Source organism: Bacillus sp. SSR7 (genome assembly GCF_055902415.1).
The window spans coordinates 134,695-146,986 of sequence record NZ_JBVVXV010000004.1 but is presented as its reverse complement, the minus strand read 5'-3'; the positions used below and the strand labels follow the sequence as shown (position 1 = coordinate 146,986).

At 35.7% G+C, this 12,292-nt stretch carries 13 protein-coding genes; 7 read left to right on the top strand and 6 right to left on the bottom strand.

Annotation, left to right across the window (positions count from 1 at the left end; genetic code table 11):
• Entirely contained in the window at nucleotides 1-639 is a 639-nt protein-coding gene (locus AC0NJG_RS10310; RefSeq protein WP_087955050.1) for an NAD(P)-dependent oxidoreductase, read from the bottom strand.
• A gap of 301 nt (nucleotides 640-940) precedes the next feature.
• On the opposite strand from AC0NJG_RS10310, the gene AC0NJG_RS10305 reads away from it, so the two are divergent.
• The 5 genes from AC0NJG_RS10305 (at nucleotide 941) to AC0NJG_RS10285 (ending at nucleotide 7,481) form a co-directional block, all read left to right on the top strand.
• Nucleotides 941-2,371, top strand: coding sequence for an alanine/glycine:cation symporter family protein (locus tag AC0NJG_RS10305; protein ID WP_087968627.1), 1,431 nt, complete (start codon nucleotides 941-943; stop codon nucleotides 2,369-2,371).
• 333 nt (nucleotides 2,372-2,704) lie between these two features.
• Nucleotides 2,705-4,144, top strand: a complete 1,440-nt coding sequence (locus tag AC0NJG_RS10300) for an alanine/glycine:cation symporter family protein (RefSeq protein ID WP_474063018.1) — start codon at nucleotides 2,705-2,707, stop codon at nucleotides 4,142-4,144.
• 297 nt (nucleotides 4,145-4,441) lie between these two features.
• Nucleotides 4,442-5,623: a NupC/NupG family nucleoside CNT transporter gene (locus AC0NJG_RS10295; protein ID WP_016718867.1), complete on the top strand. Its 1,182-nt coding sequence runs from the start codon at nucleotides 4,442-4,444 to the stop codon at nucleotides 5,621-5,623.
• Between the two features lie 350 nt (nucleotides 5,624-5,973).
• Nucleotides 5,974-7,155: a NupC/NupG family nucleoside CNT transporter gene (locus AC0NJG_RS10290; RefSeq protein ID WP_474063017.1), complete on the top strand. Its 1,182-nt coding sequence runs from the start codon at nucleotides 5,974-5,976 to the stop codon at nucleotides 7,153-7,155.
• Nucleotides 7,156-7,247: 92 nt separating this feature from the next.
• Complete coding sequence (locus AC0NJG_RS10285) at nucleotides 7,248-7,481, top strand: hypothetical protein (RefSeq protein WP_087955048.1); 234 nt, start codon at nucleotides 7,248-7,250, stop codon at nucleotides 7,479-7,481.
• 25 nt (nucleotides 7,482-7,506) lie between these two features.
• Here the strand turns inward: AC0NJG_RS10285 and AC0NJG_RS10280 are convergent, their stop codons facing one another.
• Nucleotides 7,507-8,013, bottom strand: coding sequence for a ferritin (locus tag AC0NJG_RS10280; protein ID WP_000949392.1), 507 nt, complete (start codon nucleotides 8,011-8,013; stop codon nucleotides 7,507-7,509).
• A gap of 53 nt (nucleotides 8,014-8,066) precedes the next feature.
• Complete coding sequence (locus AC0NJG_RS10275; RefSeq protein ID WP_087955047.1) at nucleotides 8,067-8,390, bottom strand: MazG nucleotide pyrophosphohydrolase domain-containing protein; 324 nt, start codon at nucleotides 8,388-8,390, stop codon at nucleotides 8,067-8,069.
• 73 nt (nucleotides 8,391-8,463) lie between these two features.
• Between AC0NJG_RS10275 and AC0NJG_RS10270 the strand changes: the two genes are divergently transcribed.
• Nucleotides 8,464-9,042, top strand: a complete 579-nt coding sequence (locus tag AC0NJG_RS10270; RefSeq protein WP_046955625.1) for an LOG family protein — start codon at nucleotides 8,464-8,466, stop codon at nucleotides 9,040-9,042.
• A 104-nt stretch (nucleotides 9,043-9,146) separates the two neighbouring features.
• Entirely contained in the window at nucleotides 9,147-9,428 is a 282-nt protein-coding gene (locus AC0NJG_RS10265; protein WP_000390910.1) for a hypothetical protein, read from the top strand.
• A 16-nt stretch (nucleotides 9,429-9,444) separates the two neighbouring features.
• Here the strand turns inward: AC0NJG_RS10265 and AC0NJG_RS10260 are convergent, their stop codons facing one another.
• The 3 genes from AC0NJG_RS10260 to AC0NJG_RS10250 all read right to left on the bottom strand — a co-directional run bounded on the left by AC0NJG_RS10260 (nucleotide 9,445) and on the right by AC0NJG_RS10250 (nucleotide 12,039).
• Nucleotides 9,445-9,642, bottom strand: coding sequence for a hypothetical protein (locus AC0NJG_RS10260; protein ID WP_087955046.1), 198 nt, complete (start codon nucleotides 9,640-9,642; stop codon nucleotides 9,445-9,447).
• 309 nt (nucleotides 9,643-9,951) lie between these two features.
• Nucleotides 9,952-10,392, bottom strand: a complete 441-nt coding sequence (locus AC0NJG_RS10255) for a Dps family protein (RefSeq protein WP_001041890.1) — start codon at nucleotides 10,390-10,392, stop codon at nucleotides 9,952-9,954.
• 213 nt (nucleotides 10,393-10,605) lie between these two features.
• Nucleotides 10,606-12,039, bottom strand: a complete 1,434-nt coding sequence (locus tag AC0NJG_RS10250) for an alanine/glycine:cation symporter family protein (RefSeq protein ID WP_087955045.1) — start codon at nucleotides 12,037-12,039, stop codon at nucleotides 10,606-10,608.
• Nucleotides 12,040-12,292: the final 253 nt, after the last annotated feature.

The window sequence follows — 12,292 nt, the reverse complement described above, 5'->3', positions numbered from 1 at the left end:
TTATTCAGCTTCAGAAACAACTGTGAAGCGTTCGTTTACGTGTTTTGGATTTTCGATTTCATCAAGTGCTGCAACTGCGAAGTCTTCATAACTTACGTAGCTATCGCCTTTTGCATTAACAAGAAGGTTGTCTTTACCAGCTGTATAAGAGCCAGTACGTTTTCCTAATGCAAATAGTGCAGAAGGGCTGATGAATGTCCAAGTAATATCATTTGTTTGTTGTAAGATTTCTAAGTTTTTACCTTGGTTTTGAGCAGTTGCAAGGTATTCGCCTGGGAATCCTGGTGTATCAAATACACGTGTTGTTTTCTCTTCGTCTACAAATAAACTACCAGCGCCGCCGACTACAAGTAATTTCGTATTAGGTGCACCTTTCATAGCTTCAATTAGTACATTTCCTGCATCTACGTGAAGATGTTCTTGTCCTGCAGGAGCGCCAAATGCATTTACAACTACGTCAAACGCTTGTAGGTCGTTAGATGTAAGAGAGAATACATCTTTCTCTAAAACTTTTACATTGTCTTCTGTAATTTTTGCAGCGTTTCTTACAATTGCAGTTACTTCGTGTCCGCGATCCAATGCTTCTTTTAAAATACGACTTCCTGCTTTACCAGTTGCTCCGATAATTCCGATTTTCATAATAAATCCCTCCAAAGTGTTTTGTTAAAGTGTATATCTGAAAGTGAATGAATGTATTGTAATTAGGTTTGTTACAACCTGTTGTAATCATTATAGTTACAGGTTGATGTTTTTGTCAATGGGGTAGTTTGTAGATTTATTTTTTGTTTTAGTATGCACAGTTAGAGGAAGGGTAGTCATAACGATATTGTTACGGCGACCCTGTCTAATATTTGGAAATTGCAAATTGTCGAAAAATGTTGATTTTTGAATGTTTTTTAAATATAATTCGTTTTATGGAGAAAAGGAGGGGGTTAATTGTATGAATATTTTAGAGCAATTTATTTCATCAACAAATACAATTCTTTGGTCATATATTCTTATTGCAATGTTAATTGGTTTAGGTCTTTATTTTTCTATTAAATTAAAATTTGTACAACTTACTCATTTAGGGGAAATGGTTCGACTAATGAGTGATGGATTAACTGGAAAGACGCGTAAAAAGGGGAGTGTATCATCTTTCCAAGCATTTTGTATGAGTTCAGCAGCTCGTATTGGAATTGGGAACTTAGCTGGTGTAGCGTTAGCTATTTCTATGGGAGGACCTGGTGCAGTATTTTGGATGTGGGTCATTGCGATTATCGGAGCGTCTTCAAGTTTTGTAGAAAGTACGCTTGCCCAAATTTATAAAGTAAAAGATGGCAGTGGCTTCCGTGGTGGTCCTGCTTATTATATGGAAAAAGGTTTAAATAAACGTTGGATGGGAATTTGGTTCTCTATCCTTATTACAGTTAGTTACGGTTTAATTTTCAACTCAGTACAAGCGAATACAGTAACATTAGCGTTTGAAAATGCATTTGGTTTAGAGCGTTATATTGTTGGTATTGTATTAGCTGCATTAGTTGCGGTTATTATTTTTGGTGGTGTAAAAAGTATTGCACGTATGTCGGAAATGATTGTTCCGCCAATGGCGCTTATTTATATTGCGGTAGCTATTTTTGTTGTCATTAAAAACTTCTATTTAATACCAGATGTGTTTACGGAAATCTTTAAAGGTGCATTCGGTTTAGATTCAGCTGTAGGTGGCGGTATAGGTGCTGCGATGAAATATGGTATTCAGCGCGGATTATTTGCGAACGAAGCAGGTATGGGTAGTGCGCCGAATGCAGCAGCAACAGCTGATGTAACGCATCCAGCAAAACAAGGTTTTATTCAAACAATTGGAGTATTAGTAGATACATTCTTAGTATGTACATCAACAGCATTTATCGTACTATGTTCTGGTGCATATAAAGCAACGAATTTAGAAGGTATTGAACTCACGCAAAATGCATTAAGTTCACAAATTGGCCCATGGGCAAGTAGCTTCTTAGCGATTATTATTTTCTTATTTGCTTTCAGTTCACTTCTAGGAAACTACTATTATGGTGAAACAAATATTGAATTTATTAAACAAAGTAAAACTTGGTTAACAATTTACCGTATTGCGGTAGTGGGAATGGTATTATTCGGTTCTGTTGCGACGCTTCAAGTTGTATGGAATATGGCAGATTTATTTATGGGCCTAATGGTAATTACAAACTTAATTGCGATTACACTTCTTGGACGATTTGCGTATGCTGCATTGGCAGACTATGTAAGGCAAAAAAAACAAGGAAAAGATCCAGTCTTCCGTGCAGATTCTATTCCTGGTTTAACGAACACAGAGTGTTGGGATAAGTCAGCGGTAACGGATAAAGAAAAAGCAGTATAATGAAAAGGCGAGCATCGAGATGAATCCGGTGCTCGTTTTTTTATTGTAGTAAATGATGAAAAGAGTGAGAGGTAATGATTAATATAATTTTTGTTTGTTCATTTCTCATGTTATTTTTAGGGAACGTACTGTCTTAAAGGTATGATTGGTCGCATAGGGTGAGTGATTTAGTATTGAATAAATGCGCGTACTAGTTATAATTTTACGTAAAAAAAACATGCGTGTTAAATAAGTTGACTTACTCATGTCAGAAAACCTAACATAAAGTTCTTGATTACTAAGAGTTTTTAGAATATAATTTTCTTATTGTTAGGAAGAGGGGGCAATGCAATTATGGATTTTTTAGCTAAGGTAATTGGGGATATAAATAATGTCCTTTGGTCATATATCATTATTGCGATGTTAATTGGGTTAGGGCTTTACTTTTCATTCCGTGTGAAATTTGTCCAAGTTCGTTACTTCGGTGAAATGATTCGATTGCTTGGGGATGGGGCGAGTTCGAAAACGAGGAAAGCACAAAAGGAGAAGAGCGGTGTATCATCGTTCCAGGCTTTTTGTATGAGTACAGCTTCTCGTGTAGGTACTGGGAACTTAGCTGGTGTAGCTATCGCAATTTCAGCAGGTGGACCAGGAGCAGTATTTTGGATGTGGTTAATTGCGGTAATTGGGGGTGCGTCTGCATTTGTAGAGAGCACATTAGCGCAAATTTATAAAGTGAAAGATGGGAATACGTTCCGTGGTGGTCCAGCGTATTATATGGAAAAGGGTTTAAATAAGCGCTGGCTTGGAGCTATTTTCTCTGTATTAATAACAGTAAGTTTCGGATTAATTTTTAACGCTGTACAATCTAATACTGTAGCAGCTGCTTTTGATGGGGCATTCAAAACAGATAGTAGATTAGTAGGTCTTGTAATGGCTGGTTTACTTGCAGTTATTATTTTTGGGGGAGTAAAGCGAATTGCACGCGCGGTTGAAATGATTGTTCCAGTAATGGCGATTATTTATGTAGCAGTAGCATTATTCGTTGTTGTAACAAACATTACGGCAATTCCGTATGTATTTAAAGAAATTTTCTTACATGCTTTCGGAATTAAAGAAGTAGTAGGTGGAGGATTAGGTGCTGCGATTTTATTAGGGGTAAAACGCGGATTATTCTCAAATGAAGCAGGTATGGGTAGTGCGCCGAACGCAGCTGCGACTGCAAACGTAACGCACCCAGTTAAACAAGGTTTCATTCAAACTTTAGGGGTATTTACAGATACATTATTAATTTGTAGTTGTACAGCATTTATCATTCTTTTATCAGATGTGCATAATGCAGCTGATTTAAATGGTATTCAATTAACGCAACAAGCATTAAGTCAACATATCGGACCGTGGGCATCTATATTTGTAGCAGTTGCAATCTTCTTGTTTGCATTTAGTTCATTAGTAGGTAACTACTACTACGGTGAAACGAATATTGAATTCTTAAATGGAAGTAAAGTGTTATTAACAGCGTACCGCATTGCTGTACTTGGTATGGTTATGTTAGGGTCTGTAGCAACAATTCAAATCGTTTGGGATTTAGCAGATCTATTCATGGGTATTATGGCTGTTATTAACTTAGTTGCAATCGTATTCCTTTCTAAGTATGCTTTTGCAGCGTTATCAGATTACGTAAAGCAAAAGAAACAAGGAAAAGATCCAGTCTTCTATGCGAATTCAATTCCAGGTCTGAAAAATATAGAGTGCTGGGAAGAGCAAGTAGCAGATAAAGAAAAAGCGGTATAATGAGGTGAGCATCAAGTGAAACTTGATGCTCATTTTTTTTGTTTTATCCAGATATTTGTTGGTAGTAAAAGACGAACATTAATGAGTGTTTTATAATAAAATGTAATTTTTTAAAGAAAAGTGCGGATATGAGTTGTGATTTATGTTAGAATGGAAAATGCCTTTGAAACAAGAGGTTTTATGATTTTTCTTATCCGATTGAAGATTTTGGAGGAGAAATGGAAAGTTCGGATTATTTCTTGTTTTGAGTGGTCAGACGTTCAACGTTAATGAAGAGTTAAATGGAGGATTTTATTAATGAAGTTTGTTATGTTTCTTGTAGGATTACTCGTTGTATTTGTACTCGGTTTTCTTATAAGCTCCGATCGAAAGAAGATTAAGTATAAACCAATCGCAATTATGCTTATTATTCAGCTAGCATTATCTTATTTCTTATTAAATACGCAAATTGGTTATATTTTAGTAAAAGGAATTTCAGATGGATTTGGCGCGCTTCTTGGATATGCAGAAGCTGGAATCGTTTTCGTATTTGGTGGCCTTGTTAATAAAGGAGAGGTTTCATTCTTCTTAACAGCGTTATTACCAATCGTATTCTTTGCCGTTTTAATTGGAATTCTGCAGCACTTTAAAATTTTACCGATATTTATTCGTGCTATTGGTACTTTGTTAAGTAAAGTTAATGGTCTAGGAAAACTAGAATCATATAACGCAGTAGCGGCTGCTATTGTTGGGCAAGCGGAAGTATTTATTACAGTAAAAGATCAATTAAGTAAAATCCCAAAACATCGTTTATATACATTATGTGCATCTTCCATGTCGACAGTATCGATGTCAATCGTCGGTTCTTATATGAAAATGATCGAACCAAAATATGTAGTAACAGCACTTGTATTAAATTTATTTAGTGGTTTCATTATCATTCATATTATTAACCCGTACGATATTACAGAAGAAGAAGATACACTGAAATTAGAAAATAAGAAAAAACAATCATTCTTTGAAATGCTAAGCGAATATATTATGCTTGGTTTCACAATCGCGATTACGGTAGCAGCGATGTTACTTGGTTTCGTAGCATTAATTACAGCAATCAATAGCTTGTTTGATTCCATGTTTGGTATTACATTCCAAGCTATTTTAGGATATATTTTCTCACCATTAGCATTTGTAATGGGTATCCCGCAAGCAGAGATGGTAACAGCGGGACAAATTATGGCAACAAAATTAGTATCAAACGAGTTTGTTGCGATGCTTGATCTTGGAAAAGTAGCTGGTGATTTATCAGCTCGTACAGTAGGTATTCTTTCTGTATTCCTTGTATCATTTGCGAACTTCTCATCTATCGGAATTATTGCAGGTGCAACGAAAGGTATCGATGAAAATCAATCAAATGTTGTATCATCATTCGGTTTACGCCTTGTGTACGGTGCGACATTAGTAAGTATTCTATCAGCGATTATCGTTGGTGTTATGTTATAAAAAAGATGGTCCTAGCTCATAGCTAGGGCTATTTTTTATGGTAAATATGCATAGAAAAACCAATTAATTAGGAATATATTAACATATAAAAATCTTTTAAATTTATATTGCTTTTCAGTTAGATAACGCTTACAATTTGATTTGTAGGTGGTATCAATTTCAGACTTTCAAGTATGGTAGGAGAGAAGAGGCTACCTTTAATAAATTGCAATTTATGTAAACGCTTACTGATTTTAGATAACAGTTGAATAGTATTTAGGGGTTTTAAATTTTTTTAACATCAATGGTCAGACGTCATTCGTTATACGTTATACGACCAATAACTCGTGGGAGAAGTGGAGGATTCACATATGAAAATAGTAATGTTTCTAGTCGGTTTACTTGTAGTATTTGTACTAGGTTTCCTTATCAGTTCAGATCGTAAGAAAATTAAATATAAACCAATTGCACTTATGCTTGTCGTTCAATTGGTACTTGCATATTTCTTACTAAATACAAAGGTCGGATTTGTATTAGTAAAAGGGATTGCAGATGGGTTTGGCGCTATTTTAAAATTTGCGGAAGCAGGGGTTAATTTCGTATTTGGTGGTCTAGCAAATGATGGACAAGCACCATTCTTCTTAACGGTATTATTACCAATCATTTTCTTAGCAGTATTAATTGGGATCTTACAACATATTAAAATTTTACCGATTATCATTCGTGCAGTCGGTTTCCTATTAAGTAAAGTGAACGGTTTAGGAAAACTAGAATCATATAATGCAGTAGCAGCTGCGATTGTTGGTCAAGGGGAAGTATTCATTACAGTAAAAGATCAATTAAGCAAATTACCGAAAAATCGTTTATACACACTTTGTGCATCTTCTATGTCAACAGTATCGATGTCAATTGTCGGTTCTTATATGAAAATGATTGATCCAAAATATGTAGTAACGGCACTTGTATTAAACTTATTTAGTGGATTCATTATCGTTCATATTATTAATCCATATGACGTGAAAGAAGAAGACGACATTTTAGAATTACAAGAAGATAAAAAGCAAACATTCTTTGAAATGTTAGGCGAATATATTATGCTTGGTTTCTCTATCGCTGTAACAGTAGCGGCGATGTTAATTGGTTTCGTAGCATTAATTACAGCAATTAATGGTGTGTTCGATTCAATTTTCGGAATCACATTCCAAAGCATTTTAGGATACATTTTCTCACCATTAGCATTCGTAATGGGTATCCCAACATCAGAGATGCTAACAGCAGGACAAATTATGGCAACGAAATTAGTAACGAACGAATTCGTTGCAATGCTTGACCTTGGTAAAGTAGCTGGTGATTTATCAGCTCGTACAGTAGGTATTTTATCCATCTTCCTTGTATCATTTGCGAATTTCTCATCAATCGGAATTATCGCAGGTGCAACGAAGAGTATCGATGGCAAACAAGCAAACGTTGTATCATCATTCGGATTAAAACTTGTATACGGTGCAACGTTAGTAAGTATATTATCAGCGGTTATCGTTGGGGTTATGCTTTAATAAATAGTAAAGAAGTCGTTTATCTCTCGCTTAGAGGGATGAACGACTTTTTTGTTTTGGTATGATAAATAATACAGAGAGGGGGAATTAGGTTGGAAGAACAGGATATTTTAAAGGAGTTTGACGAGATTATAGATAACATTGATCAATTAACTGGAGAAGATGCTAGAGCGTTTTTGAAATTGATACATGGATATTTGAGCATAGTAGAAGAAGGCGATGGGACTTTTACTCATAGTGATTTTGTTGAAAAGGTTTCTAGGTTTTATAAGAAAGATGTGGTGAGGGTTATTCAGCTGAGAGAAGAAATAAAAAAATCACCTTAATCCATTCATTAAGGTGATTGAAATACTACTCAGCTGGAGGCGTAAATGTACGTTTCTCTAATTCAGCATCTAACATAAATAATGCGTTTGAATCGCTTGTAATACGTTTTAATTTTTGGATGATGCTATCGAATGAGGCTTCTTCTTCTACTTGCTCATCGACGAACCATTTTAAGAATGTAATTGTTGCGTGTTCACGCTCATCCCAAGCGATATCAGATAAGTTGTAAATACGCTTCGTTACTTCACGCTCGTGCTCAAGTGCCACTTCAAAAGCGTTTAATACAGATTCATACTCGTTATTCGGGTTATCAAATCCAGTAATAATAGCGCGCTCACCGCGGTCATTAATATAGTTGTAAAGCTTCATTGCGTGGAAACGTTCTTCTTCAGCTTGTACAAGGAAAAAGTTAGCGAATCCATCATAGCTTTCGGCTGTACAGTAAGCAGCCATTGCCATATAAGCGTGGGCAGAGTAAAACTCAAAGTTCATTTGATCGTTTAGTGCATCGTGCAATTTTTTAGATAACATAAAATCCCCCTTAGTATTGTGACAAGAATATTATATCACAATTGATAATATTCTCATTTGGATGTTTCAAACCTTTTCGAAAGCTTTGTGACGTGTGCGTCCATAATGTCTTGCAAATCTAAATCATATTTTTGTGAAAGAATAATAAGATTAGATAGTACATCACCAAGTTCTTCTTTTAGTTCTTGTTTTAGCTCTTTTTCTGTTTTCGCATCTTCATCAGGGCGATCGCGGCCGATTTCAATAGCGCGAACGACTCGTGAAACTTCCCCAACTTCCTCGGTTAAGAAATTTAAGCGAATAAAGGCATTATACTGTGACCAGCTTCGTTTTTCGTAAAATTCCTCAACCCATCTTTGAAATGCAACGATATCCATTTCTTCCTCATCCCTTCAATATGTTGTACAATGACAATTGTATCATAACAATATATAGTTTCGGGGTGTAAGGATGAGAAAGATTTGTGTGTTTGCAGGTTCCAACTTAGGGGAGAGACCAGAATTTAAAGAGCAGGCAATAGCGTTAGGGAAAATGTTTGTTGAGAACGACTATGAGCTTGTATACGGTGGTTCTTGCGTTGGATTAATGGGAGAAGTAGCAAATGAAGTTCTTCGTTTAGGTGGGCGTGTAACAGGTGTTATGCCGCGCGGTCTATTCCGAGGGGAAATTGTACATACAGGATTAACAGAATTAATTGAAGTAGAGACAATGCATGAGCGTAAAGCGAAAATGGCAGAGCTTGCCGATGCTTTTATTGCGCTTCCAGGCGGGTATGGAACGTTTGAAGAGCTATTTGAAGTAGTATGTTGGTCACAAATTGGTATACATAATAAGCCAGTTGGTTTATTGAACATAAAAGGCTTCTACGGACCAATTCTGCAAATGGTTGAACGTGCAGCAGAAGAAGGATTTATGAATCCATCAAATAAAGAGTTAATCGTTTCAGCTGAGACGGCAGATAAACTAATTCATGCAATCCAAAATTATGAGCGTCCTGTTTTGGGAACGAAGTGGAAGCAACTATCATAGCAAATACGGAAACACATGTCGTTTTAATTTAAGATGGCATGTGTTTTTAATTTAGTTAAATATGTTAATTTTTAGATGTAATGTTTTTGGGAAAGGAGAAATAGATGGAGGAGTTCGTATATTTACGTCCGGTTTTTAAAAGTATTTTAGCAGCGTCTATTCTTGTTATGCTAATTGTTTTGAGACAGAAGAAAGAGTTGATTAATGAATTTTCGCTTTGGTTTATCTCGGTATTGTGTATCGGTGTTTCCGCGATAACGTTGTTTATGTCGGGATTCATCGTTGATGAGTATAATCTAGGTGGAGATCCACAATCGTTTTGTATGTTTATTGCGATTGGTTGTATTAGTGGCCTGAATTTCATTATTTATTACAGAAGGCAATAAAAAGAGGCATTCCGTATTACTTTGGAATGCCTTTATCATTTTGATTACTTTGTTTTTTATACAAGTACCAGCCACCCCAGCCGCCACCAATTGCTATGACAACGAGGAAAGCATAGTCCTTAACCTCGACACGTATATTGAAAATATTAGCTATAAGTAAGAGAATCCCAACTGTTATTAACGCAAAAAATGCTCTAATTAAGTAGTCTTTCAACTGAACCACTCCCGTCATTTAAGTAGTAAATGATGAATTTGGAAAAGCCTTTTGAATCTATGATGCTAAAGGGTGTTTCCTATATTTTAACATAGATGAGATTGTAATATATTGATAAAAGTAGGGGAGAGGTGTTTGTTAATATTGTCGTGATTTGTCGATAAGTCGATATAATTGAAAAATCGCTGATATATTGGAGGGAATCGCCGATATATTGGAAAAATCGCTGATATAAATTTCATGTACCAGCATGCGCGACCAATCTATAGAAAAAAGCGACTCTGAACGAGCCGCTTCCGCTTTTAATTATTATTGATTCAAGAACGCACGTAGCATCCAAGCGTGTTTTTCTAGTTCTGTGTAGATGCCTAATAGTAGGTCAGATGTCATTTCGTCGTCAGAGTTTTGAGCGATTTCCATGCCTTTTTTCAGTTCGACTAGCATCATTTCGTAGTCTTTCATGATTGCTTCGACCATCCCTTCTGCAGTTTCTCCGTATGCTGCTTCTTGAATAGAAGATATTTCTAAGTATTCTTTCATTGTTGCTACTGGTTTGCCGCCAATTGCTAAAATACGTTCTGCAATTTCATCGATGTGAGTAGCTGATTCTGTGTAAAGTTCTTCGAATTTCTCGTGTAATGTGAAGAATTGAGGTCCTTTTACATACCAATGGAAGTTGTGTAGTTTTGTGAATAAAACGCTCCAGTCTGCTACTTGTTTGTTTAGTACTTCGATTACTTGTTTGTTCATTATGATCAATCTCCTTTTGAGTTGTTATGTGATATCAATTACTAATTTATAATTATTATAATCTAGTAATTCGTATAAATCAACCCTTTTGCTGGAATTAATTTGAACAATTTATGAACTGTGGTAAATAAAAATCCCTATTACGTTGAAGTAATAGGGATTTTGTTTGATATATAGCTCCTGTTCTGAACGAGCCGCTTCTGCTTTTATTTGTTACACAGCCTTCTGTTTTTCTTCTACATCCTGTCCATCCCAGCACTCTGTATTCTGTAAGCCAGGGATAGAACTTGCAAGGAAAACAGGATCTTTTCCTTGTTTCTTTTGCTTCATATAGTCTACTAATGCTGCATAGGCGAACTTGCTTAGGAATGAGATGGCAATTAAGTTTGTGAATACCATTAGCCCCATGAATAAATCAGCTAAGCTCCAAACTGTTTGAAGGGCAGCGATTGATCCGAAGAATACCATTCCGACAACTGCCACGCGATAAATCATTAACCATGTTTTGCTTTCTTTAATGAATGCGATGTTTGTTTCACCATAATAGTAATTTCCTAGTAAAGAACTGAAAGCGAATAGGAAAATAATAATCGCTAAGAAAGTGCTTGCCCACGGTCCGATTTGTGAACTTAATGCTTGTTGAGTTAGTTCAATACCTTGTAAATTTGTTCCTTTGTAAAGTCCAGAACATAATACGATAAATGCTGTTGATGTACATACTAAGAATGTATCTACGAAAACACCTAATGCTTGAACAAGTCCTTGTTTTACAGGGTGAGATACATCTGATGTTGCGGCTGCGTTAGGAGAGCTACCCATACCGGCTTCTGTCGCGAATAAACCGCGCTGAATTCCGAACTTAATTGCTGCTCCAATACCACCAGCGATGGCTTGGTCTAAGCCGAATGCACCATTAAATATTTCCATAAAAATGCTTGGTAACATAGTAAAGTTGTTAATCACGACAAAAATAGCCACACCAATATAAATGATTGCCATTGGAGGAACAATCATTTCTGTAATACGTGAAATGCTCTTAATACCACCAAAAATAATAACTGCAACTAATAAAGCTAATAGAGCTCCTACGATCGTTCGCTCTAGTCCAAAAGCATTTTCAAATGCTATAGTTACCGTGTTTGCTTGTACAGAATTGAAAATTAATCCGTATGCAACTGTAATAAGAAGTGAGAACCAAACGCCCATCCAGCGTTTGTTTAATCCTTTTTCCATGTAATATGCAGGTCCACCACGGAATCTGCTTCCATCTTTTACTTTATAAATTTGCGCGAGCGTACATTCTACGAAACTAGTAGCTGCTCCGAGGATGGCGATAAACCACATCCAAAATACTGCGCCAGGTCCACCCATTGAAATAGCTAATGCTACACCAGCTAAATTTCCGATACCGATACGTGCTGCTGCACTTAAGCAAAATGCTTGGAACGGGGAGATGCTATCTTTCTTTTTCTCTTTTCGATTAAATCCTTTACTAATTAAACCGACCATGTCACCGAAATGAGTAATTTGGACAAATTTTAATTTAAAAGAGAAATAAAGACCGAAGCCGATTAGCATTGCAATAAGAATATATGACCATAAAATATTATTCGTTACCTCAAGGAATCTGCTAAAGATATCAACCATATAATACACTTCCTTTTTTCCGTAATAAGAAAATTATATGCAAAAAATATACGAGAATCAATTTTTCTAAAAAATTATGTTACTTAAAGTTATTTTATGTTATGATTATGTTACATAGTATTATTTTTAGAATTATTTCCATTTTAAAAAACTAAATGTAAAGCGAGAAAGAGGGGATAATTTGAAAGAAGAAACTTTATGGAAAGTAAGCCTTAAGAGTTTGAAAATGAGAAGTAATATATTTTTTATCGTT

Coding starts and splice junctions, on each gene's coding strand:
- AC0NJG_RS10310 (WP_087955050.1), bottom strand. CDS start 639: ATGAAAATCGGAATTATCGGAGCAACTGGTAAAGCAGGAAGTCGTATT.
- AC0NJG_RS10250 (WP_087955045.1), bottom strand. CDS start 12,039: ATGGTTGATATCTTTAGCAGATTCCTTGAGGTAACGAATAATATTTTA.
- AC0NJG_RS10295 (WP_016718867.1), top strand. CDS start 4,442: ATGAAGTTTGTTATGTTTCTTGTAGGATTACTCGTTGTATTTGTACTC.
- AC0NJG_RS10275 (WP_087955047.1), bottom strand. CDS start 8,390: ATGGATATCGTTGCATTTCAAAGATGGGTTGAGGAATTTTACGAAAAA.
- AC0NJG_RS10265 (WP_000390910.1), top strand. CDS start 9,147: ATGGAGGAGTTCGTATATTTACGTCCGGTTTTTAAAAGTATTTTAGCA.
- AC0NJG_RS10290 (WP_474063017.1), top strand. CDS start 5,974: ATGAAAATAGTAATGTTTCTAGTCGGTTTACTTGTAGTATTTGTACTA.
- AC0NJG_RS10255 (WP_001041890.1), bottom strand. CDS start 10,392: ATGAACAAACAAGTAATCGAAGTACTAAACAAACAAGTAGCAGACTGG.
- AC0NJG_RS10305 (WP_087968627.1), top strand. CDS start 941: ATGAATATTTTAGAGCAATTTATTTCATCAACAAATACAATTCTTTGG.
- AC0NJG_RS10300 (WP_474063018.1), top strand. CDS start 2,705: ATGGATTTTTTAGCTAAGGTAATTGGGGATATAAATAATGTCCTTTGG.
- AC0NJG_RS10280 (WP_000949392.1), bottom strand. CDS start 8,013: ATGTTATCTAAAAAATTGCACGATGCACTAAACGATCAAATGAACTTT.
- AC0NJG_RS10270 (WP_046955625.1), top strand. CDS start 8,464: ATGAGAAAGATTTGTGTGTTTGCAGGTTCCAACTTAGGGGAGAGACCA.